Below are 22,790 nucleotides of genomic sequence, written 5' to 3'. Positions count from 1 at the left end.
CCGCGGCCCGAGGGGCAATCCGATTGGCAGCAGGTGGTCTTAGAATTCGGCCTGTGCCTTCGCGCATTCGAGGCTCGCGCGCCTGGGCCCTTGGCAACGGCGCGTCGCCGGAGCACGACGGACGGCCCGGATACGCTGCCCGTCAGGCGCGGCGGGCGTTCCAGAAGACGAACTGGCCGTCGACCACGTCCTGAAGGTCGCGCCGGAAGGCCGTCCGGTAGAAGTACTGGCCGGTCGGCAGGTACGGCACGTCGCGCATCGCCAGGGTCTGCATCTTGGCCGCGATCGCCTTGCGCGCCGCCGGGTCCGGCGCCTCGATCCAGGCCTCGCGCAGGCTCTCCAGTTCGGGCAGGTCCGGCCAGCCGAAGAAGCCCTTCGGACCGCCGCAGCGCAGGACCTGCTCCACGACCGGATTGGCCATGTCGAGGCCGGTCCAGGTGGTGTTGAAGATGTTCCAGCCGCCCTGATCGGGGGGCGCCTTGCTGGCGCGGCGCGTGACGAGGGTGCCCCAGTCGGACACGACGTACTGCACGTTCATCCCGAGGCGCTGGAGCAGGTCGTGCATGATCTCGCCGAGGGCGCCGAGCACGGGATTCTCGCTCGTCGACATCAGCACGACGCGCTCGCCCCCGTAGCCGGCCGCCACGAGGTCGCGCTTGGCCTTGGCGAGATCGCGGGGCCGGGTGAGCACGTCGAGCCCGGCATCGGTGGCCATGGCGGTCCCCGGCGTGAACAGGCCGACATCCTTGCGCCACAGCTTGGGATCGTCGCCGGCCGCCGCCGCCATGAAGTCCGCCTGGGACAGGGCCTCGAGGACCACGCGCCGGACCGCGGGCTTGTCGAAGGGCGGATAGAGGTGGTTCATGACGCCGGTGCCGAGGTTTCCGAGCGTCGAGGCGAGCTGCGTGGCGATCTGCGGGCTGGCCTGCAGCGTCGGCACGAGATCGCTGATCGGGTTCTCCCACCAGTCGACCTCGCCGTTCTGGAGGGCGGCGGCCGCGGTGCCGGGATCCGGCATGACCTGCCACTCGACCCGCTCGAAATGGACCCGCTTCGGCCCCGCCACCCAGGATACGGGGCCGCTCTCGCGGGGCCGGTAGTCCGGATTGCGGTCGTAGACCACGCGGGCACCCACGAGCCGCTCCTTGGTGTTGAACCGGAACGGCCCGGAGCCGATCAGCTCGGGGATCTGCTGGGCCGGGTCGGTGGCGGCGAGGCGCTCCGGCATGATGACGAGGACCGGCGGACCGAGCTTCGCCAGGGTCTCGAGCATCAGCCCGTAGGGCCGCTTCAGGCGGATGACGAAGGTCCGGTCGTCCGGCGCCTCCAGGGCGTCGGTGCGCGCCATCAGGGCCTGCCCCAGGCTGTCGCGCTGCGCCCAGCGCCGGATCGACGCGACGCAGTCGCGGCCCCGCACCGGCTCGCCGTCGTGGAACTTCAGCCCCTCGCGCAGCCGGAAGGTCCAGCGCCGCCCGTCATCCTCGACCGTGTGCCCCTCGACCATCTGCGGCTGCGGCGTGAGCTGCGCGTCGAGGCCGTAGAGCTGGTCGAACACCATCAGCGCGTGGTTGCGCGTGACGTAGGCCGTGGTCGTCACCGGATCGACGATGGTCAGGTCGGATTGCGGCACGAAGCGCAGGACGCTCGCCCGGCCGCCCTGGGCCAGGGCCGGGCGGGCCGGCAGGAAGGGCGCGGCGGCCGTGGCGGCGGCACCGCCGAGGAAGGTTCGTCGCAGCATGGGGGCACTCCTGGCTTTCCGGGTCAGGCGGGCGGGGATGGGCGCGCCGGGCGGCTTTCTGCGCGAGGCCGCCTTCCGCGAGGGCGCATTCCACGCGAACACAACCTGCAAGGTCTGTTCCCGCCGCCGGTCACCGGGCGCCGACGGCCTCTTCGGCGCGCAGGCGCAGGGCCGCGCGGTCGATCTTGCTGGTCGAGGCGAGCGGCAGCGCCTCGACGAACCAGACCCGGCGCGGGTGCTGGTAGGCCGGCGCGTTGGCGAGCACGTGCGCCTTGAGGGCGGCCTCGTCGACCCCGCTGCCCGGCCTGCGGACCACGAAGGCGACCGGCTTGGTGCCTTTGATGGAATCCGCCACGGGCACCACGCAGGCCTGGAGCACCGCGGGGTGGCGCTCCAGCACCAGCTCGACCTCGCCGGGGAAGATGTTCTCGCCGCCCGAGACGAACATGTCGTCGGTTCGGCCGAGGAAATAGAAGAACCCGTCCGCGTCGCGGCGGAACACGTCGCCGGTGTCGTAGAACCCGTCCGCCGTGATCGGCACGGGCACGTCCGGCCGGTCATGGTAGCCCAGCATGATCGCGGGGCTGCGCATCTGCAGGACGCCCGTCTCCGGCGCGTCCGGCCCGACGAGGCGCAACGCGACCTGGGGATGCGGCGCGCCGACCGAGGCGACCGGCGTCGGCAGGCCGTCGGGATGGTCGCCGAACACGACCGGGCCGCCCTCGGTGGTCCCGTAGGCGTTGAGGATGCGGGCGTTCGGCAGCAGCGCCCGGATCTGCCGGGCGAGCGCGTCGTTGACCGGCGCCGAGCCCATCCGCACCGTGCGCACGCCGGTGAGGTCGGCCGCCGCCAGGAGATCCTGCTCCCGCAGCATCATGGCGATCATCGGCGGCACGGCGGTGAGCCACGTGCAGCTCTGGCGGTCGATCGCCGCGATGTAGGCCCGCGCCTCGAATTGCGGCAGCAGCACCATCGTGGCGCCGGCCGCGCAGACGAGGAGCGCCAGGGCGAGGGCGTTCATGTGATAGAGCGGCGCCGCGACCAGCAACCGGTCGTCGCGCAGGTCCGTCTCCGCGGCGCGGGTCCGGGCCACCCAGAGGTGGCTGGCATGGCTGAGGCGCACGCCCTTCGGCCGGCCCGTGGAGCCGGACGTGTAGAGGACCAGCGCCGCCTCGTCGGGCTCGGGCACGACCGGCGCGAACGGCCCGGGATCGAGCCAGGCCGCCAAACCCTCCGGCCCGTCATCGTCGAACCCGGCGACCGGGACCTGCGCGCCGAAGCGCGCCAGCATCGCCCGGCGCGGACCGTCGCAGAGCACGAGGCGCGCGCCGCAATCGGCGAGCACGGCGGCGATCGTGGCCGGCGGGAACTTGTGATTGACCGGGACCGGGACCACGCCGGCCCGCATCGCGCCGAGCAGTGCGGCGACGGTGTCGGGCCGGTTGGCCGAGAGGATCGCGACCCGCGCGCCGCGCGCGATCCCGCCGCGCACGAGGCCGCGGGCGAAGGCGTCGGCCATCGCGTCGAGGCGGGCGCGGGTCATCACCTCGGGCTCGGCATCGGGGGTGACCCCGATGATGAGCGGCCGGTCCGGCGGCCCGGACCGGTCGACGAGATCGCCGAGATTGGTCGGACCTGTGGCCGGGCGCGTCATGGGGCCGCCCGGCAGGCGAGACGCAGGCCGAAGGCCGGCAGCGTCAGCTCGGCCGCGTCCGGCCCGTGCCGGACCCAGGCCGCCTCCGGGAGGGCGGCCGCGCGGGCCTCGAGGGCGTCGAGGCCGCGGAAGCGCAGGGCCAGGGCGGCGAAGCGGGCGGCCGGCCCCGGCACGATCGCGACCCGCATCTCCCCGAGCCGGAGGGTCCAGACGCCGCCCGCGGCCTCGGCCGGGGCGAAACTCGCGGCCGCGTAGAGGGCCGCGTCGGCCTCCGGCGCCGGGCTCTCGATCGTGAGCGCGTCGATCCCCGAGAAACCGTTCGGATGGTCGAGCCATTCGGGGCGCCAGACGAGATCCGGGGTCAGGTGTTCGCAATGGTAGAGGCGGCCGGCCGGGAACCGGTCGGCCGGCACCCGCACCGTGCGGAACCGGGCCGCGTCCTCGCGGCCCGCGACGGTGACCGGGCGCGAGAAGGCGACGGGCGGCCCGGCCGCGAGCCCCGCCGCCGCCAGCCGCGCATGGGTCGCGTCGGCGTCCCGGCTCGCGACGACGAGCCCGTTCAGGCCGGACGGGCTCTCCAGGACATCCGGCCGCTGCGGGCCGGTCTCGGGCACGCCCACGAGTTCCAAGTAGGGGCCCGGCGTCATCATCAGGTGGTTGATGGAGCCCAGCGAGTGGTGGCCGCGGGGCGTGAGCCGGAAGCCGAGGGCGGCGAACAGGTCCGCCGCCTCGTCCATCCGCCGCCGCACGTTGATCACCACGTGGTCGAGGGTCCCGTCCGCCGGGGCGACGGGGTGGGGCGCCGTCATTTCGCCGGCGCCGTCATGTAGACGCCGCGACCGCTCGCGAGCAGGCGGCCCGCCTCGTCGAGGATCTGCGCCTCGGCCACCGAGAGCTGGTTGCCGAACTTCACCACCGTGCCGCGGCAGGTGAGATCACCCTGCATCGCGGCGCGGTGGTAGTCGACCCGCAGGTCCACGGTGGGGACGCCCCGGCCGGTCCTGGAGACCAGCGCCCAGTCGGCGGTGAGGTCGACGAGCGTCGCCAGGATGCCGCCGTGCACGTAGCCGCGCTCGGCGTTGACGACCCATTCCGGCCGCCACGTCGCCTTCAGCTCGATCGTCCCCGCGCCGACGGCGACGACGGAGAGGCCGAGCCACTGGTGGAACGGGCCGCGCAGCAGCAGCGCCTCGACCTGCTCCTTGCTGAGGGGGGTGTCGGACATGGCTTCGGGATCTCCTCGGACGGGACTGGGGGCGGCGACGCGCGGCGGGCCGGCCTCGGGCGGTCTCAGGGGGTGACGACGATCTTGCCCATGACCTCGCGGTCGCGGATCATCCGCAGGCCCTCGGCCGCCGCCTCGAGGGGCAGGACCTTGTCGATGGTCGGCTTCAGCGTGCCGGCCTGGATCATGTCCATCAGGGCCGACAGGTCGTCGTCGTAGAAGCTGTTCGAGCCGATCACCTTGAGCTCGAAGCTCCAGATGTAGCGCAGATCCTCCTTGGGATCGTGCCCCGCGGTCGCGCCGCAGACGAGCAGCGTGCCGCCGCGCTTCAGGCACTTGAGCGAGGGCACCCAGGTGTCGCCGCCGGTGAAGTTGATCACCACGTCGACACCGCCCTCGTAGGTCCGGCGCTGCGGCTTGCCGTAGTGCTGGATCGCCCACTTGGAGAAGTCGGTCTCGCGGTAATTCACGACGTGGTCGGCCCCGAGCGCCGTCAGGGCCGCCATCTTCTCCGCGCTGCCCGCGCAGGCGATGACCTCGGCGCCGAGCTGCTTGGCCAGCATCACGCAGCCGGTGCCGACGCCGCCGCTGGCGCCGAGGATCAGGACCGTGTCGCCGGCCTTCACGGTGGCGTGGGTGATCAGCATGCGGTGGGCGGTGCCGTAGGCAACCGGCAGGGAGGCGGCGTCCGCGTAGCCGACGTCCGGCGGCATCGCGATGAGCTGGCCCGTCGAGACCCGGCAGTACTCGGCCATGCCGCCGTCGAGCATCTCGCCCATCAGGCCCTTGGCCCTGTTGAGCGGGTTGACCAGCACCCGGTCGCCCACGTGCCACTCCGTGACGCCCGCGCCGAGCTCGACGATCTGGCCGGCCATGTCGAGGCCGATCACCACCGGCATCGGCACCTTGATGCCCGGCATGCCCTTCACGGTGAACACGTCGTGGTAGTTGAACGCGGACGCGCCGACGCGGATCAGGACTTCGCCCGGGCCGGGGGACGGCTTCGGATAGTCGTCGACCACCTTCAGCGTGTCGATGTCGCCGTGTGCCTCCAGCACGAGTGCCTTCATCGTCTGAGCCATCGTGGAAACCCTCTTCGACAGGTTGGAAAGCCTACGGGATCGTCTTCGACCGCTCGTAGGGCCCGGGAACCAGGGCCGCGTCCGGCAGGCTGCCCTGAACGACGCCGACCGCCTTGAACACGTCGAACTCCCGCTTCAGCGAGGCGATGTCGGCGGGCTCCAGGCTGACCGTGTAGATGCCGTCCCAGAGGCTGGCGTAGGCCGCGGCGTCGGCGTCGCTCAGGTTCGCGGCCGCCTTCAGGATCTTGGCCACGCCGGGCTTGTCGGCCTGACCGAAGGCGTAGGCCTTGCGCATCGCGGCCACGACCCTGGCGGGCGCATCGGGGTTCTCTGCCATCCAGGCGTTGCGCATCAGGCCGACGCCGAGGACCGGCGGCGCGTCCTGCTCGGTGAGGCGCTTCCACTCGGCGCGGACGGTGCCGAGCCGGCGCAGCTTGACGTCCGGCAGGAGCGCCAGGGTCACCGTGCGCAGCGCCGCCGCGTCGATGTCCTTCTGGACGAGGAATTGCGCCAGCCGGGAATCGTTGCCGGGCACCGCCTGGTAATCCGCGGGCTTGAGGCCGTAATTGGTCTCCAGGATCGCCGCCGCGATGGCGGCGGTGCCGCTGCCGGCCGGCGAGGTGCCGATCTTCTTGCCCCTGAGGTCGGCCATCGTCTGGATCGGAGAGTCCGCCGGGACGACGAAGTCGAGCTCGGCCACCTGGGTCGCCAGGACGATGCTCATCGGCAGCCCGTCGGCGGTGACGCTCAGCGCCGTCCCCGCGCTCGCCGCGATCGCGAAATCGATCGCCCCAGCCGCCATGGCCTTGGTCGGCGCGTTCACGTCCGGGAACTTGACGTACTCGGCCGTCAGGCCCTCCGCCTCCATGAACTTGCCGGCCTCCAGCACGGCGCCGAAGCCGAGGCTGATGCCGGAGCTCCAGTAGCCGATGCGCACCGTCTCGGCGCGCGCGAGGCCGGGCAGGCCGATCGCGTAGAGCGCGGCGGCGGCGAGGACGCGGATCCGGTTCAAGGCGTTCTCCAGGACGGCGGATGGGAGGGCGTTGGGCGGGCGTGTCCCCGCGCGGCGCCGGCCGTCACGGCTGCGCCGCCTTCTTCCAGACGAACAGGCGCTGCTCGACCGGCTTCAGGACGAGCGTCTCGAGCCCGATCATCAGGGCGACGAGGGTGAGGGTCCAGGCGAAGACCTGATCGGTCTGGACGAGGTCCGCCGCCTGTCGCAGGCGGTAGCCGATGCCGCTGCTCGCCCCGAGCGACTCCGCCACGAGCACGACCCGGGCTCCGAACCCGATGGCGAGGCGCGCCCCCGCGAAGAAGGCGGGCAGGATCGTCGGCAGGTAGATCTTGGTCAGCACCTTGTGGCGCGGCATGCGGAAGGTGCGGGCGAGTTCGAGGTGCTCGGCGCTGACTGTGCGCGTGCCCTGCCAGACGTTGGTCAGGATCAGCGGCATCGCGGTCATGAACACCACGAAGATCGTGGTCCAGTTCGAGAGACCGAACCAGATCAGCGCGAAGATCGCCCAGATCGCGGACGAGACGGTGTTGGTCACTGTCAGCACCGGCTCGAAGAACCGGCCGAGGCGGGGGCTGGCGCCGAGCAGCAGGCCGAGCGGCAGGCCCACGAGGGCCGCGAAGGCGAGGCCGGCGCCGATCCGGCCCAACGTGATGCCGAGATCGGCGGCGAAGCTCGGCGTGGCGACGAGGCCGAGCCACGCGTGCCAGACCCGCGCGGGGCTCGGCAGGACGAAGCTCGGCGCGTGCAGCGATCCGAGCTGCCACGCGGCCAGCGCCAGGGCGAGCAGCGCCAGCCGCTGCAGGAGCACGCCCGCCCGGCGTCCGGCCGCGGACGTCCGCGTCCGCCGGATCAGGCGCGGCGGGGTCTTCACGAGCATCGCGCGCTCGCCGCGGAGAGGCTGATGCGCAGGCGCCGGACCGCCTCGGCGACCTCCGCGGAGAGGGGGTCGCGGGGATAGGGCAGATCGATCGCCCTGACGGTGCCGATCCGGCCCGGACGGGGGTGCAGGACGACCACCTGGCTCGCCAGCACCACCGCCTCCTCGACGTCGTGGGTGACGAAGACCAGGGTCATCGCCCGCAGGCCGGCGATGCGCAGCAGCTCCGCGTGCATCTGCGCGCGGATCTCGGGGTCGAGCTTCGAGAACGGCTCGTCGAGGAGCAGGATCCGGGGCTCGGTGACGAGGCTGCGCGCGAGCGCCACGCGGCTGCGCATGCCCCCCGACAATTCGTGCGGGTAGGCGTCGCGGAAGGCCTCGAGCCCGACGAGACGCAGCGTCTCGTCGACCCGCCGAGCCCGCTCCGCCCGGCCCATGCGCCCGGCCTCGAGCCCGAAGGCGACGTTCTGGGCGGCCGTGCGCCAGGGGAGCAGCCGGTCCTCCTGAAACATGTAGGTCATGGCCCGCCAGTCGCGGAAGGCATGCGACGGGATGCCGTCGAGGAGGACGGCGCCCTGATCGGGCTCGACCAGCCCGGCGATCATGTTGAGGAGGGTGCTCTTGCCGCAGCCCGACGCGCCCAGGATCGCGACGATCGCATGCTGTGGAATCGCGATGTCGACGCTGTCGAGGACGTGGAGCGGCCCGCCCTCGCGCCGGTCGAACCACTTGCTGACGTGGTCGAGTTCGACGGCGTTCACGGCTCGCCTCCGTCGGCCCGGGGCCGGCGCAGGGGCGGCACCGCGGTGTCGCGCAGGCTGGCGATGACCTTCTCCAGGGTCATGGCGCGGAACGTCTCGACGTGGCGGCGGGCCACCAGGGCGGCGCTCTCGGCGTCGCCGGCCACCAGATGCTCGATCATCGCGGTGTGGTCGTTCTCGATGTTCGGCCGCACGCCCTGCACGCCGAAGCCGAGGGCGACGAGGCGGGTCATCTCGTCGAGGAGGCCCGACAGGGTCCGGTACAGGCGCCCGTTCCCCGCGGCCGTCGCGATCGCGAGGTGGAAGCCCCGGTTGGCCTCCAGGAAGAAGTCGATCTGGTTGCCCATCTCCACCGTGATCTTGCGGCGGCAGGCCTGCTCCAGGCGCTCCAGGTGCGCCCGGTTCACGCGACCGGCGGCGCCCCGGGCCGCCATCGGCTCGAGTTCCATCCGAAGGGCGAAGACTTCGTCGACATCCTTCACGGTCACGGGGCTTACCCGGTAGCCGTGCCGGGGCATCGAACTGACGAAGCCCTCCTGGGCCAGACGCTGGAGGGCGATGCGGCAGCTCGCCTTGCCGATCTCCAACCGCTCCATCACCTCGGCCTCGGTGAAGCGCATACCGGGCAGGAGGCGACAGGCGACGATCTCGCGCCGCATCAGGTCGTAGGCCTGATTGCCCTTACGCGTGGCGTCGGGGACAGCGAGGACCGTCGCGGTCGGGCGAGCGGGCCGGGACCTGTCATCGCGCGTCGTCATCGCACCTCGCGGCTCAGGCATTGAGGCTCCCACAGCACGCTGTGGGATGCTCACCGCAAGCAGGAGATGTGCCAACCTCACGCTGGCCCGGCCGCGCGCGGCGGGTAACGGCGCGCGGAACGATTGTCAGAGGCCGACACATGTCGTGCGCCGGGAAGCTCAGACCCGTCGTGAGATCAGCGCGGCGGCCCGCCAAGGCGCTCCACGCCGTCGCCGACAGGGTGAGCGGCATCGCCGGCTCGTGAGATGCCGACAGGATCTCCTGACGAACCCTGCGACGACGTGTGAACCTCCGGCTGGGGCGACAGGCTGAACGCACGGTTCGGCGGGCGCTGGCGAGCCGGCCTGACGGCGTGCGGCCGAAGGCGGGTGGACCGAACCTGCACGTGTCCGGTCCTGCGCCCCCGGCGATCCTGCGTCACGCCCCGATCGGCAGGATGGACACGTGGGCGGACACCACCTTCCAGCCGAGACCGGGCAAGCGCATCCAGGTCTGGCTCTGACGCCCGATGCCGGCCTTGCCGCGCGGCTTGAACGCCAGATTGACGGTGGCGAAGTCGCTCCCGATCGTCAGGATCTCAAGCCGGATCCGCGCCTCCTTGGTGCCGCCCGGCGGCGGATCGGCCGCAACGCGGGCGGCGTGGATCTCGGCGAAGCCGTAGCAGTTCTCGGCCAGCGCGTAGCGGATCGTGTGCGGACTGTCCCAGAAGGTCGCGTCGAGCACGGCGACATCCTTCTCGACGAGCGCCCGCTCGTAGCGCTCGAACAGCGCTGCGATCTCGGCCACGATCTCCGGGCGGTTCACGGTCACGTCCATTCAACCCTCCAGGGCGACCGCTAGGCGGATCAGGTCGAGGTCGGTTCCGCGCGCACCGATGATCGACAGGCCGACCGGGGCGCCGTCGACGCGCGCGCCCGGGATAGTCACCTGCGGGACGCCGGTCAGGCCGCCGTGGCTCGTCAGACAGGCGATGCGCTCGCGCAGGGGATGCAGCGCGCCGAGCGGAAGCCCGCGCTGGGGCGCCGGGAACGGGGTGGTCGGAAGGCACAGGATCGTGCCGGGGGGCAGAAGCCGCGCGAGGCGAGCCCGCGCCTCGATCCGCATCAGGCTCGCGGCGCTGCGCTCGGCGTCGGTCATCAGCGAGCCCTGGATCAGGGACCGGGCAACCGAGAAAGCCAGGCGTGGATTGCAGGCATCGAGCCAGGGCTCGAAGGTCTGCCACGCCTCGCTGCTCTGGAGGACACGCTGCGCCCGTTGCCAGACGGACAGGCCCTGCGGCGCCAGCGTCACGTCGCGGCGATTGCCGATCAGGGTGGCCAGGCGGTCGATCTGCGGGGCCAGCGCCTCCTGGACCGCCGCGTCGGCGAAGCCGAGCGCGTCGGCGGCTACGAGGAGCGTATGGGGCAGGTGGTCTGGCACGGCTTGGCCGAACAGCACCGCGCCGACCCGCGCGAAGGTCGCCGCGTCCCGGGCGAACCAGCCGCAGGTGTCCGAACGCGGTGCCTGGGCGCAGATCCCGGAGAAGTCGATCCGGCCGTGCGTCGGCCGGATGCCGTAGAGGCCGCAGAAGCTCGCCGGCACGCGCACGGAGCCACCGGTATCCGTGCCCAGGGCGAAGTCGCAGGCACCCGAGGCCACCGCGGAGGCCGAGCCGCTGGACGAGCCGCCGGGCACCCGATCGGGCATCGCGGGATTGAGCGGCGTCCCGTCATGGGCGTTCTCGCCGAGGATGCCCAGGGAGACCTCGTCGGTCACGGTCTTGCCGACGACCGAGGCGCCCGCATCGAGCAGCGTCTGCACCACCCCGGCATGACGGGTCGGCGTCGGGTAGATGCGCGGCCAGTCCGGGTTGCCGCCCCCCGTGGGGGTGTCGGCGACGTCGATCAGGTCCTTGACGGCGAAGGCGAGGCCGGCGAGCGGCCCCGTCGCGGATCCGGCGACGCGCACGCGCGGCCCGGGCAGGAACGGATCCGTCGAGAGGGGCTGCTCAAGATTCATGCGGGGATCGGCTCCTGCCACTGGGCGCCGGGCACGGCGGCGAACAGCGCCCGGGTGTAGGGGTGCTTCGGCGCGAAGAAGATCTCCGACGTCGGCGCGACCTCGACCACCTGCCCGGAGCGCATCACCGCGATCCGGTCGCAGACCTGCAGCGCGACCCGGAGATCGTGGGTCACGAACAGCATGCTGAGGTGCAGCCGCGCCTTGAGGTCGGCGAGGAGCGCCAGGACCTGCGCCTGCACCGAGACGTCCAGGGCCGAGACCGGCTCGTCGGCCACCAGGATCTCGGGCTTCATGGCGAGCGCCCGGGCGATGCCGATCCGCTGGCGCTGGCCGCCGCTGAACGCGTGCGGGAAGCGCTGCGCCGCCGCGGGGTCGAGGCCGACCAGCGCCAGCATCTCGCAGGCCTGGACCCGCGCGATCCCGGGCTCCGTGCCGTGGATGATCGGCCCTTCGGCGACGATGTCGACCACGCGCTGGCGCGGGTCGAGCGAGCCGTAGGGGTCCTGGAACACCATCTGCACGCGCCGGCGGTGCGGGCGCATCTGGCGGCGGCTCAGGTCGGCGACGCTGTGCCCGGCCAGCAGGATCTCCCCGCCATCGACCGGCATCAGCCGGGTGATCGCCCGGGCCAGCGTGCTTTTGCCCGAGCCGCTCTCGCCGACGAGGCCCAGGGTCTCGCCCCGCCGCAGGGTGATGTCAACGCCGTCGAGGGCCCGGATGACGCGGCCCCCGAACAGGCCGCGGGCGCCGTAGGTCTTCTCGATCCGCTTGGCCTCCACCACCAGGGGGGCGGTGCTGGCGGCCCGCCGCGGCGGCGGCAGGAGCTTCGGCACGGCGGCGATGAGCGCGCGCGTGTAGGGATGCTTCGGCGCTCCGAGGACCGAGGCCGCGGACCCCTGCTCGACGAGGATGCCCTTCTGCAGGACCGCGACCGTGTCGGCGATGTCGGCCACGACGCCGAAATCGTGCGTGATGAACAGGACGCTCGTGCCGTGCTCGCGCTGCAGGTCGCGGATCAGGGAGAGGATCTGCGCCTGCGTGGTGACGTCGAGCGCCGTGGTCGGCTCGTCGGCGATGAGCAGGCGCGGGTTCAGCGCCAGCGCCATGGCGATCATCGCCCGCTGGCGCTGACCGCCCGAGAGCTGGTGCGGGTAGGCGCGCAGGAGCCGGTCCGGGTCGGGCAGGTGGACGCTCGCCAGCAGCGCGAGGATGCGCGCCCGGCGGTCTGCGCGACCGAGCGGGGTGTGGATGCGCAGGACCTCGTCGATCTGCCGCCCGATCGTGTGGAGCGGGTTGAGCGCCGTCATGGGCTCCTGGAAGATCATCGCGATGCGCGCGCCCCGGACTTTGCGCATCTGACGCGGGGTGATCGCGGCGAGATCCGCGCCCTCGAACAGGATGCGCCCGCCCGCGACGCGCACGCGCGGCCCCGGGAGCAGCCCGAGGATCGCGCGGGCCACCATCGACTTGCCCGATCCGCTCTCGCCGATCAGGCAGGTGACCGCGCCGGGCCGCAGGACGAGATCCAGATCGGTGACGGCATTCGGACGGTCCGCGCCGGGCGGAAGCGTGATCGTCAGGTTCTCGATCGCGAGGACGGCGTCGCTCATCGCTCTCGGAGCCTCGGGTTCAGGACCTCGTTCAGGCCGTCCCCGACGAGGTTGATGGCGAGGACGGTCAGCAGGATCGCCAGCCCGGGGAAGGTGCAGATCCACCACGCCGACCGGAGGACCGCGCGGCCCGAGCTGATGATCAGGCCCCAGCTCATCACGTTGGGATCGCCGAGGCCGAGGAAGGCGAGCCCCGCCTCGATCAGGATCGCCGTGCCGATCAGGAGCGTGCCGACCGCGATGATCGCCGCGGTGCAGTTCGGCAGCATGTGGCGGAAGACGATGCGGGCATCGCCCGCCCCCAGGCCGTCGCAGGCCAGCACGAACTCGCGGCCGCCGAGCGCCACGAACTCCCCGCGTACCAGCCGGGCGATGCCCGGCCAGGAGACGGCGACGATCGCCACGACCTCGCTGACGAGCGAGGGCGACAGGATCGCCACGATCAGGATCGCCAGCACGAAGGCGGGGATCGTCTGGAAGAACTCCGTCAGCCGCATCAGCGCGACCTCGACGCCGCCCCGGTAGTAGCCGGCGAGCCCGCCGATCAGGGTCCCGAGCAGGATCGCCGCCCCGGTCGCGCTGAGGCCGATGATCAGGGAGGTGCGGGCGCCGTACGCGATCTCGGCGGCCACGTCCCGGCCCAGCGTGTCGGTGCCGAGCAGAAACGGGCCGCCCGGCGGCTGGAGGGCGGGGCCGACGAGACGGAACGGATCGCCCGGATAGAGGAGCGGCGTGAGCGCCACGAGGACGACCAGCCCGAGGAGCACCATGGCCCCCGCGAGGGCGAGGCGGTTGCGCGCGAACCGCGCGAGAGCCGTACGCATCGCTACAGCTCCATCCGCGGATCGAGGCAGACGTAGACGAGGTCGACCGCGAGATTGATCACCACCACGAGGCACGCCGAGATGAAGAAGATGCCGAGGAGCAGGTTGAGGTCGCGCGACTGGAGCGCGTTGAACGCCAGGGTGCCGACACCCGGCCAGCCGAACACCGTCTCGACCACGATCGAGCCGCCGATCAGGTTGCCGGCCTGCACGCCCGCCATGGTGACCACCGGCAGCAGCGCGTTGCGCAGGACGTGCCCGGTCATCACCCGGGCCTCGGTCTGGCCCTTGGCGCGGGCGGTGGTGACGTAGTCCATGCCGACCTGCTCCAGCACGGCGGCGCGCATCACCCGGGCGTAGACCGCGAGGTAGAACAGCGCGAGCGCGACCGCCGGCATGACGAGGTGACGGCCGACATCCCAGACCTCGTCCCAGCCCTCGTTGTCGGCGCCGACCGTGTCGTAGCCGCTGGTGGGCAGCCAGCCGAGACGGATCGCGAAGACCACGATCATCATCAGCCCGAGCCAGAAGCCCGGCGTCGCGTAGGCCACGAGGCTGACCAGGGAGATGACCGCGTCGCGCCAGGAATTGCGCCCGGTCGCCGCTACGAGGCCCAGCAGCGTGCCGACCAGCAGCGCGGCCGCGAAGGCCGTCAGCATCAGCAGCCCGGTGGGCCAGAGCCGGTCGACGATCAGGCTCCCCACCGGGCTGTCGTTGCGGAACGAGTAGCCGAGATCGAGGTGGAGCATGTTCAGCAGATAGACGCCGAACTGCGTGGCGAGCGGCTGGTCGAGGCCGAACTTGTGGCGCAGCTGCTCCATGTATTCGGGGCTCGCCGCGCCGCTCTCGCCCGCCAGCACGGAGGCCGCATCGCCGGGGGCGAGGTGGATCAGGAAGAAGTTGAGCACGACGATGCCGAGCACCACCGGGATCGCCAGCAGCAGCCGGTAGCCGAGGAAACGGGCGAGCCGCACGGGACTACGCGTCCATCCAGGCCCGCTCGAAGGCTTGCTGGGTTCCGAGGGGGCCGGTCGTGTGGTCCTTCAGGCGCCGGTTGACGACGCTGACGTATTGCACGTCGATGAGCCAGATCATCGGGCTGTCCTCCGCCAGGATCTGCTGGACCTTCTTGTAGAGCGCGGCGCGCTTTTCCGGGTCCGGCTCGCGCGCGCCCTCGCCGAGCATGCGGTCGACCTCGGGATTGGAGTAGAAGGTGTCGTTGACGAAGGTCACGCCCTTGCGGATCTGGCTGGTGAGGAACTGCTTGTTCAGCCCGTAGACCGGGTCGACGCCCTGGCTCAGGAACGGCTCGTTCAGGTCGTAATCGTAGTTGGTGTAGACGCGCCGCAGCCAGGTCGCGGTGTCCTCCGAGCGCAGCGTCACGGCGATGCCCACGATGGCCAGTGCCTGCTTCAGGTACTCGGCCTGCCGCAGCCACTGCTCGCCGAAGGAATTCACCTCCAGGTGCAGGGCGAAGCGGGTCCCGTCCGCGCCGCGTGGGGCGCCGGCCTCGTCGAGCAGCTTGTTGGCGATGTCCAGCCGGTCGGGCACGTCGTACTGGCGGACGGCGTCGGTGTAGAGGCCGGCGGTCTTGAACTTGCGGCTGAGCGGGCCGGTGGCTGGCAGGCCGTAGCCGAACATCACGTCCTTGAGGATGACCCTGCGGTCAATGGCGTAGGCGATCGCCTGGCGCACCGCCTTCTTCTGGAGCTGCGGGTGGCGGCCGTTCAGCTCGAGGACGCTCTGGGCCGGCGTCATCTCGTAGCCCTTGGTCGTCAGATCGAGGATCGGGTTGGTCTTCATCCGCGCGAGATCGGCGTAGTTCACCGCGCTGTACCCGGCGAAATGCGCCTCCCCCGCCTCCATGGCGGCCGAGCGCGTGGCCGCGTCCGGGATGAACCGGGCGACGATCCGGTTGAGATACGGCAGGCCCGGCTTCCAGTATTTCTCGTTGCGATCGAGGCGCACGGACTGGCCCCGCTCCCAGCTCGTGAACTTGAACGGGCCGGTTCCGATCGGCTTGTTGGCGCTGGGGTTCTGCAGGACGTCCGTGCCCTCGAACACCGAGCGGCACAGGATCGGCAGGTCCCGCCCGGAGAGCGCCTTCATGATGTAGGGCGCCGGATTGGCGAGCCGTAGGATCGCGGTCATCGGATCGGGCGTGTCGACGGCCACCAGCTCCGCCAGCATGACCGGCGCGATCGGATTGTACTTCTTCAGGATCTCCATGAAGGAGTACTGGACGTCGGCGCTGGTGAACGGCTTGCCGTTGTGGAAGCTCACGCCCTCCTGGAGCTTGAACGTGATGGTCTTGCCGTCGGGGGCGACCTCCCACGACTTCGCGAGGTTCGGCTGCGGGTTCTGGTCCCAGTCGTAGGTGCACAGCCCCTCGTAGACCTGCGTGGCGATCGGCGGGATGTTGCCCGCCGACACCGCGTAATGCGCCAGGGTCGAGGGCTCGGGATGGACGATCATCACCATCGTGCCCCCGCGTTTCGGCTCGGCGGCGCACGCGCCGCTCGCGACCGCCGCGAGGCCGAGGGGAAGCGCCAGAACCGTGCGGCGGGAGAGATCGATCGCGTCGAACGTGCGGGACAAGCCGGAGGACTCCTGAAGCGTCCGGCCGGTTCGCAACACGCGTGCCATACAGATACGACGACGACGGATCCATTACGCCGCAAGATTGAGGGTATTGTTTCGGGCAACCAGTCGGTTGCCCTGAAAGATCAAGCACATCATCAGGCCGACTTCGCCCGGTACGGGCATTATAATGGCCGGTTCGACCGGCCGGTGGCTGGGCGGCACACCGCCATCACGATAGCTTCACGACGATCGGGCATGCATCGGGCTGTGAGACGGAGGCAGGCCTGAGAGCCGGGAAAACGCCATCGCCACGCGTTCAAGACGATCCAGCCCTCGCCTCACGCATCCGCCGCGCAAGGTTTTCGCCGATCATCACGCAGGTGAAGTGCAGGTTGGCCCGGCAATCGCTCGGCATGATCGAGGCGTCGCACACCCGCAGCCCCTCGAGTCCCCGGACCTTGAGGTCGGGATCGACGACCCCGGACGCGTCCTGCCGGCCGGTCATGCGGCACGTGCCGGCCGCGTGCTGAATGTCGCCGGCCTCGGCGAGCATCAGGGCATCGAGGTCCCCGTCCGGAAGGCGCGCGGCGTCGCCGATCGGGAGCGGGCTCTCGCCGAACCGGATCGCCATCGCGAGACCGGCCAGGGCCGGATGCGCCGCCAGGCCCGCGAGGCGGCGCACCGCGTCGCGCATCCGCAGGCGGTCCCGCGGGTCATCGAGCATGTTCTCCTCGATGACCGGGTTGGCTTCCGGATCAGCGGCGGTGAGGTGCAGCGTCCCGCGCGAGAACACGTCGTAGAGGCCGACGCCGATCGCGCCCTGCGGCGTCGGCTCCGGCCCGGTCAGGGTCCGGTGGTTGTAGGCGATGAAGATCATGTCGCGCTCCCCGCCGCCCGCGAGGCCGCTCGAATAGGTGACGCAGCAATTGGTGTGGCGCGCATCCGGACCGAGGGCCCGGTGTTCCGGCGTCAGATCGAGGGTCGCCCGCAGGATCGGATGATCCATGAAGTTGCGGCCGACTGCCTCGTGCGCCTGCCGGACGGGGATGCCGAGGGCGCGCAGCGGCTCGGCCGGGCCGATCCCGGAGCGCATCAGGATCGCCGGGCTGTGGACGGCGCCGGCGCACAGAACGACCTCGCGGCCCCGGATCTCGGTCCAGGGTTCCGCACCGAAGCGCACGCGCAGGCCGACCGCCCGGCGTCCCTCGAACAGGACGCGGTCGACCAGGGCCTGGCAGCGGATCTCGAGATTCGGCCGGTCGCGCGCCGGCTCCAGGTAGCCGTCATTGGTGGTGACCCGGTGACCGCCGCGGCTGTTGATCGGGTTGCACGAGACGCCCTCGCCCGTGGGCGCGTTGAGGTCCGCCTTCCAGGGATGGCCGGCCGCGAGGGCGGCCGCGCGAAGACCAAGATCCACCGCGCCCCAGGCCTCCGGCTTGGCGCGGTAGACCGGGAGCGGACCGCCGCGACGGCAGCCGTCCTCCAGGCCGAAATCGGCATCGTCCTCGATCCGGTCGAACAGGGGCAGCACATCCGCGGCCGACCAGCCGGTGCAGCCCTGCTCCGCCCAGGCGTCGAAGGCCGCGGGCACGCCGCGGATCGCGATCTGCGCGTTGACCGTCGAACTGCCGCCGAGCGCCCGACCGCGCCAGTAGAAGCGAGGCTCCTGTACGCGGGTCCGCCGGCTCATCAGCCCCGGCCATTGCCAGTCCGCCTGATGGGCCGGGTCATACATGAACGGGATGATGTTGGCCGAGCGCAGCGCCGGCGGCGCGTCGGTGGCGCGCCAGTCGCGGCCGGCTTCCAGCAGGAGCACCCGGCGGCGCGGATCCTCCGAAAGGCGAGCCGCCAGAGCCGCCCCGGCGGAGCCGGCACCGACCACGATGACATCGTATGGGGCAGCGCTCATCGTTTCTCGACGTTCCAGAACAGCGGGATGGCGGAGGGGATCAGACCGGTGAGCGACGTCCGGTAGGCCGCGGGCTGCGCGAACTGGCCGAACGGCACGACCAGCCCCTCGCCGTAGACGATCGTCTGGATCTCGCCCGCGAGGGCGCGCCGCTTGTCCAGATCGGGCTCGCGGGCGAAGCGGTCGAACAGGCCGACCATGCGCGGGTCGCACATGAACCCCGAACTCGCCGCGTCCTTGCAGTTGAAGTTGATCGCGGAATTCGTCAGCGGCGAGCTGAGGTCGAGCCCGAGCGCATGGATGCCGAACAGGCTCCAGCCGGCCTTCTTGGTGCGCCGGGCGAGCAGGGCCGCCCAATCCATGACCTGCAGATCCACGGTGAAGCCGGCCTGCTTCAGCCGATCGGCCAGGATGGTCGAGGATACGCGCGCCGCCTCGAGATCGTTGGCCACCATCACGGTCACCGGCTCGCCCTTGTAGGCGGTCGCCTTCAGGGCGGCCCGGGCCGCCGCCACCGAGGGGTCGTGCAGGAGGCCCGTCCCGACATGGGTCTCGTAGGGCGAGCCGCAGATGAAGAAGGCGTCGCAGGTCTGCGAGAAGCGCGGATCGAGGCCGAACCCGTCGAGAACCTCGCGCTGATCGACGAGCCGCAGCAGGACGCGCCGGATCGCCGGGTCGTCGAAGGGCTTGGACGCCGTGTTGATGCGATAGTGACCCGTGAACCTGTGCGGGCCGGTGAAGTTCATCACCGCCAAGTTTTTGTTGGCCTCGATCTGACCGATCAGATCGAAGGGCGCATATTGCATGTAGTCGATCTCCCCCGCGCCGAGGGCGCCCGTCGCCGTGGCCCCGTCGGGGATGACGCGGATGTCGAGGGCGTCGATCTTCACGACCTTGCCGCCCGCCAGGAAGTCGGCCGGCTCGGGACGCGGCCGATAATCGGGGTTCCGGCTCAGCAGCATGTGGTCGCCGGGGATGTGCGCGGCGCGGTCGTAGACGAACGGACCGGATCCCACGACCTCAGAGAGCTGCGTCGTGGGCGGCGTCGCGGCGAGCCGGGCCGGCATGATGAAGGGCGCGGGGCTCGACGTCGTGCCGAGCGTGTCGAGGACGAGGCCGTAGGGCTCCCGCAGCGTCAGCACGACAGTCCGGTCGTCCGCGGCCTCCAGGGCGGCGGTCACGTCCATGAGCCGGCCGCCCAGCGCGCTGCGGGCTGCCCAGCGCCGCAGCGAGGCGACGCAATCGGCGGCCCGGACCGGTGCGCCGTCGTGGAAGCGCAGCCCGTCGCGCAGGGTGAAGCGCCAGGTCAGCCGGTCGTCCGACACCGACCACGTGTCGACCATCTGCGGCCGGAACACGCCCGTCGCGTCCGGCGCGAACAGCGTGTCGTAGACCATGTAGCCGAAGGTCCGCGTGATGTAGGCCGTGGTGAAGTAGGGATCGAGGGTGACGATCTCGGCTTCCAGCACCGCCTTCACCGTCGTTTCCGCGCCGGCGGAGCCCGGCGCGAGCAGCGCCGCGGCCGCGAACAGGCCGGACAACCAGGATCGTCTCATTGCGCACTCACCCTTCGCCTGGGCCGCATAGGCAAGCCGGATACCAAGCCGATGGTGCGCGTCGGCGCGCGAGCCCGGTCGAGCGGGGATGGCGGGAGCGCCCGGGGTACGATCGGAGGCATCGGCATGGATGATGCAGAGCCCGTGCGCCTTCGAGGCGGTCACACGGCCCAGGAAAGCGCATGGCCTCCGCAAGCGGACGAATTCTCACGGGCGCGGAGGTGAAGGCGCTGTCGCAGCGCTCGGACCGGCGCGGGGCCGTCCGCCTCCTCACGCATCTCCTGATGCTGGCCGGGGCCGGCTGGCTGGTCTGGCGCGCGGGGCCCTGGACGCTGCTGCCCGCCATGCTGCTCATGGGCATCGCGCAATCGGCCCTGTTCGCGCCGATCCACGAGACCGTTCACCTGACCGCCTTCCGGTCGCGCAGGGCCAACGCGGTCGTCGGTTGGCTGGCGGCCTGCCCGTCGCTGCTGAACTGGCACTTCTACACGGCCTTCCACCTCGCCCATCATCGCCACACCCAGGATCCCGAGCACGATCCCGAACTGGCGCTGATGCCGCCCTCGACCCTGGACGCCTATGTCTGGCGCATCCTGGCCCTGCCCTACTGGCGCACCCGCCTGCAGGTGGCCTGGGCGGGCCTGCGCGGCGACCTCTCGGCCTACCCGTTCATCACCGATCGCGCCGCGCCCCGCATCATCGGCTCGATCCGGGTGATGTGCGCGGTCCTGCTCGCCGGCGCGGCCCTCGCCGTGGTGCTGGTCGGCTGGTGGGCGCCCCTGATCTTCTGGATCGGGCCGCAGCTCCTCGGGCAGCCGTTCCTGCGGCTCTACCTGCTCGCCGAGCACACGCTCTGCACCATGGACGACAACGGCCTGACCAACACGCGCACGACCTTGACCAACGGCCTCACGCGGCTCCTCATGTGGAACATGCCCTTCCACACCGAGCACCACCTCTACCCGTCGATCCCGTTCCACCGCCTGCCGGATGCCCACGCGGCGATGCGCGCGCGTCTGGGCGTGCTGCAGCGGGGCTACGCCCGCTGGCATGTCGGCTTCGTGCGGACGCTGCGCCCGTGAGCGGCTGGGCGACGGCCACCGGAACCTTCGAACTCGGCGACCTGCCGCTCCAGTCGGGCGCGGTGTTGCCGGGCGCGCAGCTGCGCTGGACGACGCACGGGACCCTGTCGCCCGGGCGCGACAACGTCGTGCTCTACCCGACGAGCTACGGGGCGCAGCATCCGGACCTCGAATGGCTGATCGGGCCCGACGGGGTGCTCGATCCGGGCCGCTGGTTCATCGTCATCCCGGACATGTTCGGCAACGGCCTGTCGTCGAGCCCGTCGAACACGCTGGACTGGCCCGCCCTCGTCACGGCCTGGGACAACGTCCACGCCCAGCGCCGCCTGCTCGCCGAGGCCTGGGGGATCGAGGGCCTGCACGCCGTCTACGGCTGGTCCATGGGCGCGCAGCAGGCCTATCACTGGGCCGCCCTGTTCCCCGACCACGTCGCCCGCGCGGTGATCAATTGCGGCAGCGCGCGCACGGCCACCCACAACCGCGTGTTCCTGAAGGGCCTCATGGCGGTGCTTGAGGCGGCACCCGAATACCGCGGCGCGGGCCGCTTCTCGGCCGAGCCGGCCACGGCGCTGCGAGCCTTCGGACGCATCTATGCGGGCTGGGCGCTGAGCCAGGACTTCTACCGGGCCGACCTCCACCGCACCGCGCTCGGCGCGCCGGATCTCGACACGTTCCTGCGCACCGACTGGGAGGAGCGCTTCGCCCGCCGCCCCGCGGCCGATCTCTACGCGCAGCTCCGCACCTGGGAGGCGGGCGACATCAGCCGCGACCCGCGCTACGGCGGCGACCTCACCCGGGCGCTCAACGCGATCACGGCCCGGCTGCTGCTGATGCCGGGCGAGACGGATCTCTACTTCCGCGTCGCCGACAACGCGGCCGAACTGCCGCACCTGCGCGACGCCGTCCTGCGGCCGATCCCGAGCCTCTGGGGCCACCGCGCCGGCAATCCGTCGACCAACCCGGGCGATGCCGCCTTCCTCCGCGAGACCGTGCGGGCGTTCCTCGCCCCGTCGGAAGCGCCCGCCCCCTGATCGGCCGATGCTGCCATCGGACACACGCTCGGCCCCCGGGCGCGGCCGGCTCGCGACCGCGGGACGGCCGATCCGTGCGGGCGCGCACCGCATGCGGCGGCGACCGTGCCGGCATCCGATCGCCTCGTCAGACCGGCTCCTGGTTGAGCCGAACGACGAGCTGGTCGGCGAACTTCGCCGCGGCCACGGACAGCGATCGCCCGCGCAACTGTGCGAGAACCAGCGTCATCGGCGTCAGGTCGCGGGTGTCGATCGGACGGCTGTGCAGGCGGGGATCCTGGGGAATGCCGCTCGGGATCTGCAGGCTGATCACGTCCTCGCGCAGGGTGAGATTGCGCAGAAACTCCAGCGATCCCGACTCGACCACCGGCCGGAGTTCGACGCCCCGGCGGGCCAGCGCGTGCTCGATGTGATGGCGGATGGCGAGCGAGTGGTCGGGCAGGGCCAGGGAATGGACCAAGCATTCGCGCAGGCGCACCGGCCCGGTCTGCGACGCCAGCGGGTGGCCCTTGCGCATCAGCGCGCAGAGGGTCTGGTGGCCCGAGAACAGGGGATGCAGATCCGCTGAGGGCGGCGGTTGCAGGATCAGCGCAAGATCGGCCTCGAACGCCGCCAGGGCCGTCACGGCCTGCGCATGGTCGCGGACCTGGATCATGAAACCGACCTGGGGAAAGCGGGCTCGGTACGCCTCGACCTCCTCCGGCACCACCTGCGTGACGAAGGCCTGGCTGCAGGCGAGGGCCACGTGCCCCCGGCGCACGCCCGACAGATCGGCGATCTGCGAGCGTACGCGCTCGAGGTCCGCCGCTTGGTCGCGGATGTGCCGGGCGAAGAGCTCGCCGGCCGCGTTGAGCCGCATCCCCTGCGGCAGGCGCTCGAAGATCGGCGTGCCGAGCTCGTATTCGAGATCCTGGATCTGCCGCGTCAGGGCCGACGGCGTCAGGTTCAGCCGCTCCGCGGCGCGCCGGATCGAACCGGCGCGGGCGACCTCGACGACGTAGGTGACGGTGCGCAGATGCCTCACGCCCGCACCCTGCCGTTGCGTTGCCCGGAATGCAACGTGACGCTCAGAAAATAGCACTT

At 71.4% G+C, this 22,790-nt stretch carries 20 protein-coding genes; 2 read left to right on the top strand and 18 right to left on the bottom strand.

Features of this window, described 5'->3' with window-relative positions:
* Positions 1 to 142: 142 nt before the first annotated feature.
* The 17 genes from MKK75_RS35275 to MKK75_RS35195 form a co-directional block, all read right to left on the bottom strand.
* Complete coding sequence (locus tag MKK75_RS35275; protein ID WP_244047117.1) at positions 143 to 1,738, bottom strand: ABC transporter substrate-binding protein; 1,596 nt, start codon at positions 1,736 to 1,738, stop codon at positions 143 to 145.
* Between the two features lie 130 nt (positions 1,739 to 1,868).
* Positions 1,869 to 3,392, bottom strand: a complete 1,524-nt coding sequence (locus MKK75_RS35270) for a class I adenylate-forming enzyme family protein (RefSeq protein ID WP_244047116.1) — start codon at positions 3,390 to 3,392, stop codon at positions 1,869 to 1,871.
* Positions 3,389 to 4,201, bottom strand: coding sequence for a VOC family protein (locus MKK75_RS35265; protein ID WP_244047115.1), 813 nt, complete (start codon positions 4,199 to 4,201; stop codon positions 3,389 to 3,391). The genes MKK75_RS35270 and MKK75_RS35265 overlap by 4 nt, the downstream gene beginning before the upstream one ends.
* Positions 4,198 to 4,617: a PaaI family thioesterase gene (locus tag MKK75_RS35260; protein WP_244047114.1), complete on the bottom strand. Its 420-nt coding sequence runs from the start codon at positions 4,615 to 4,617 to the stop codon at positions 4,198 to 4,200. The genes MKK75_RS35265 and MKK75_RS35260 overlap by 4 nt, the downstream gene beginning before the upstream one ends.
* A 65-nt stretch (positions 4,618 to 4,682) precedes the next feature.
* The gene (locus MKK75_RS35255) at positions 4,683 to 5,699 is read right to left on the bottom strand and encodes a zinc-binding dehydrogenase (RefSeq protein ID WP_244047113.1); all 1,017 of its coding nucleotides are present in this window, start codon (positions 5,697 to 5,699) and stop codon (positions 4,683 to 4,685) included.
* Positions 5,700 to 5,730: 31 nt separating this feature from the next.
* Complete coding sequence (locus MKK75_RS35250; RefSeq protein ID WP_244047112.1) at positions 5,731 to 6,711, bottom strand: ABC transporter substrate-binding protein; 981 nt, start codon at positions 6,709 to 6,711, stop codon at positions 5,731 to 5,733.
* A 64-nt stretch (positions 6,712 to 6,775) separates the two neighbouring features.
* Complete coding sequence (locus MKK75_RS35245; RefSeq protein WP_244047111.1) at positions 6,776 to 7,591, bottom strand: ABC transporter permease; 816 nt, start codon at positions 7,589 to 7,591, stop codon at positions 6,776 to 6,778.
* The gene (locus MKK75_RS35240) at positions 7,582 to 8,352 is read right to left on the bottom strand and encodes an ABC transporter ATP-binding protein (protein ID WP_244047110.1); all 771 of its coding nucleotides are present in this window, start codon (positions 8,350 to 8,352) and stop codon (positions 7,582 to 7,584) included. The genes MKK75_RS35245 and MKK75_RS35240 overlap by 10 nt, the downstream gene beginning before the upstream one ends.
* The gene (locus MKK75_RS35235; RefSeq protein WP_244047109.1) at positions 8,349 to 9,110 is read right to left on the bottom strand and encodes a GntR family transcriptional regulator; all 762 of its coding nucleotides are present in this window, start codon (positions 9,108 to 9,110) and stop codon (positions 8,349 to 8,351) included. The genes MKK75_RS35240 and MKK75_RS35235 overlap by 4 nt, the downstream gene beginning before the upstream one ends.
* A 418-nt stretch (positions 9,111 to 9,528) precedes the next feature.
* Positions 9,529 to 9,927, bottom strand: a complete 399-nt coding sequence (hpxZ, locus tag MKK75_RS35230; RefSeq protein ID WP_244047108.1) for an oxalurate catabolism protein HpxZ — start codon at positions 9,925 to 9,927, stop codon at positions 9,529 to 9,531.
* Entirely contained in the window at positions 9,928 to 11,109 is a 1,182-nt protein-coding gene (locus tag MKK75_RS35225) for an amidase (RefSeq protein ID WP_244047107.1), read from the bottom strand.
* Entirely contained in the window at positions 11,106 to 12,722 is a 1,617-nt protein-coding gene (locus MKK75_RS35220; RefSeq protein ID WP_244047106.1) for an ABC transporter ATP-binding protein, read from the bottom strand. The genes MKK75_RS35225 and MKK75_RS35220 overlap by 4 nt, the downstream gene beginning before the upstream one ends.
* Positions 12,719 to 13,546: an ABC transporter permease gene (locus MKK75_RS35215; RefSeq protein WP_244047105.1), complete on the bottom strand. Its 828-nt coding sequence runs from the start codon at positions 13,544 to 13,546 to the stop codon at positions 12,719 to 12,721. The genes MKK75_RS35220 and MKK75_RS35215 overlap by 4 nt, the downstream gene beginning before the upstream one ends.
* A 2-nt stretch (positions 13,547 to 13,548) precedes the next feature.
* Positions 13,549 to 14,520, bottom strand: coding sequence for an ABC transporter permease (locus tag MKK75_RS35210; protein ID WP_244047104.1), 972 nt, complete (start codon positions 14,518 to 14,520; stop codon positions 13,549 to 13,551).
* Between the two features lie 4 nt (positions 14,521 to 14,524).
* On the bottom strand, positions 14,525 to 16,144 hold the full coding sequence (locus MKK75_RS35205) for an ABC transporter substrate-binding protein (RefSeq protein WP_244047103.1): 1,620 nt from the start codon (positions 16,142 to 16,144) through the stop codon (positions 14,525 to 14,527).
* Positions 16,145 to 16,445: 301 nt separating this feature from the next.
* A complete protein-coding gene (locus MKK75_RS35200; protein WP_244047102.1) occupies positions 16,446 to 18,038 on the bottom strand; it encodes a GMC family oxidoreductase in 1,593 nt (530 codons plus the stop codon).
* Positions 18,035 to 19,594, bottom strand: a complete 1,560-nt coding sequence (locus MKK75_RS35195) for an ABC transporter substrate-binding protein (protein WP_244047101.1) — start codon at positions 19,592 to 19,594, stop codon at positions 18,035 to 18,037. Before MKK75_RS35195 ends, MKK75_RS35200 begins: the two co-directional genes overlap by 4 nt.
* A 182-nt stretch (positions 19,595 to 19,776) precedes the next feature.
* On the opposite strand from MKK75_RS35195, the gene MKK75_RS35190 reads away from it, so the two are divergent.
* Entirely contained in the window at positions 19,777 to 20,676 is a 900-nt protein-coding gene (locus MKK75_RS35190) for a fatty acid desaturase (RefSeq protein WP_244047100.1), read from the top strand.
* The gene (locus MKK75_RS35185; protein ID WP_244047099.1) at positions 20,673 to 21,707 is read left to right on the top strand and encodes an alpha/beta fold hydrolase; all 1,035 of its coding nucleotides are present in this window, start codon (positions 20,673 to 20,675) and stop codon (positions 21,705 to 21,707) included. The genes MKK75_RS35190 and MKK75_RS35185 overlap by 4 nt, the downstream gene beginning before the upstream one ends.
* A gap of 127 nt (positions 21,708 to 21,834) precedes the next feature.
* Here the strand turns inward: MKK75_RS35185 and MKK75_RS35180 are convergent, their stop codons facing one another.
* Positions 21,835 to 22,731: a LysR family transcriptional regulator gene (locus tag MKK75_RS35180; protein ID WP_244047098.1), complete on the bottom strand. Its 897-nt coding sequence runs from the start codon at positions 22,729 to 22,731 to the stop codon at positions 21,835 to 21,837.
* Between the last annotated feature and the right edge of the window lie 59 nt (positions 22,732 to 22,790).

Origin of the sequence: Methylobacterium sp. J-030 (genome assembly GCF_022829545.1) — a bacterium.
GTDB lineage: Bacteria > Pseudomonadota > Alphaproteobacteria > Rhizobiales > Beijerinckiaceae > Methylobacterium.
The sequence above is the reverse complement of the archived record's forward strand: the minus strand, read 5'-3'. Positions and strand labels throughout refer to the sequence as shown.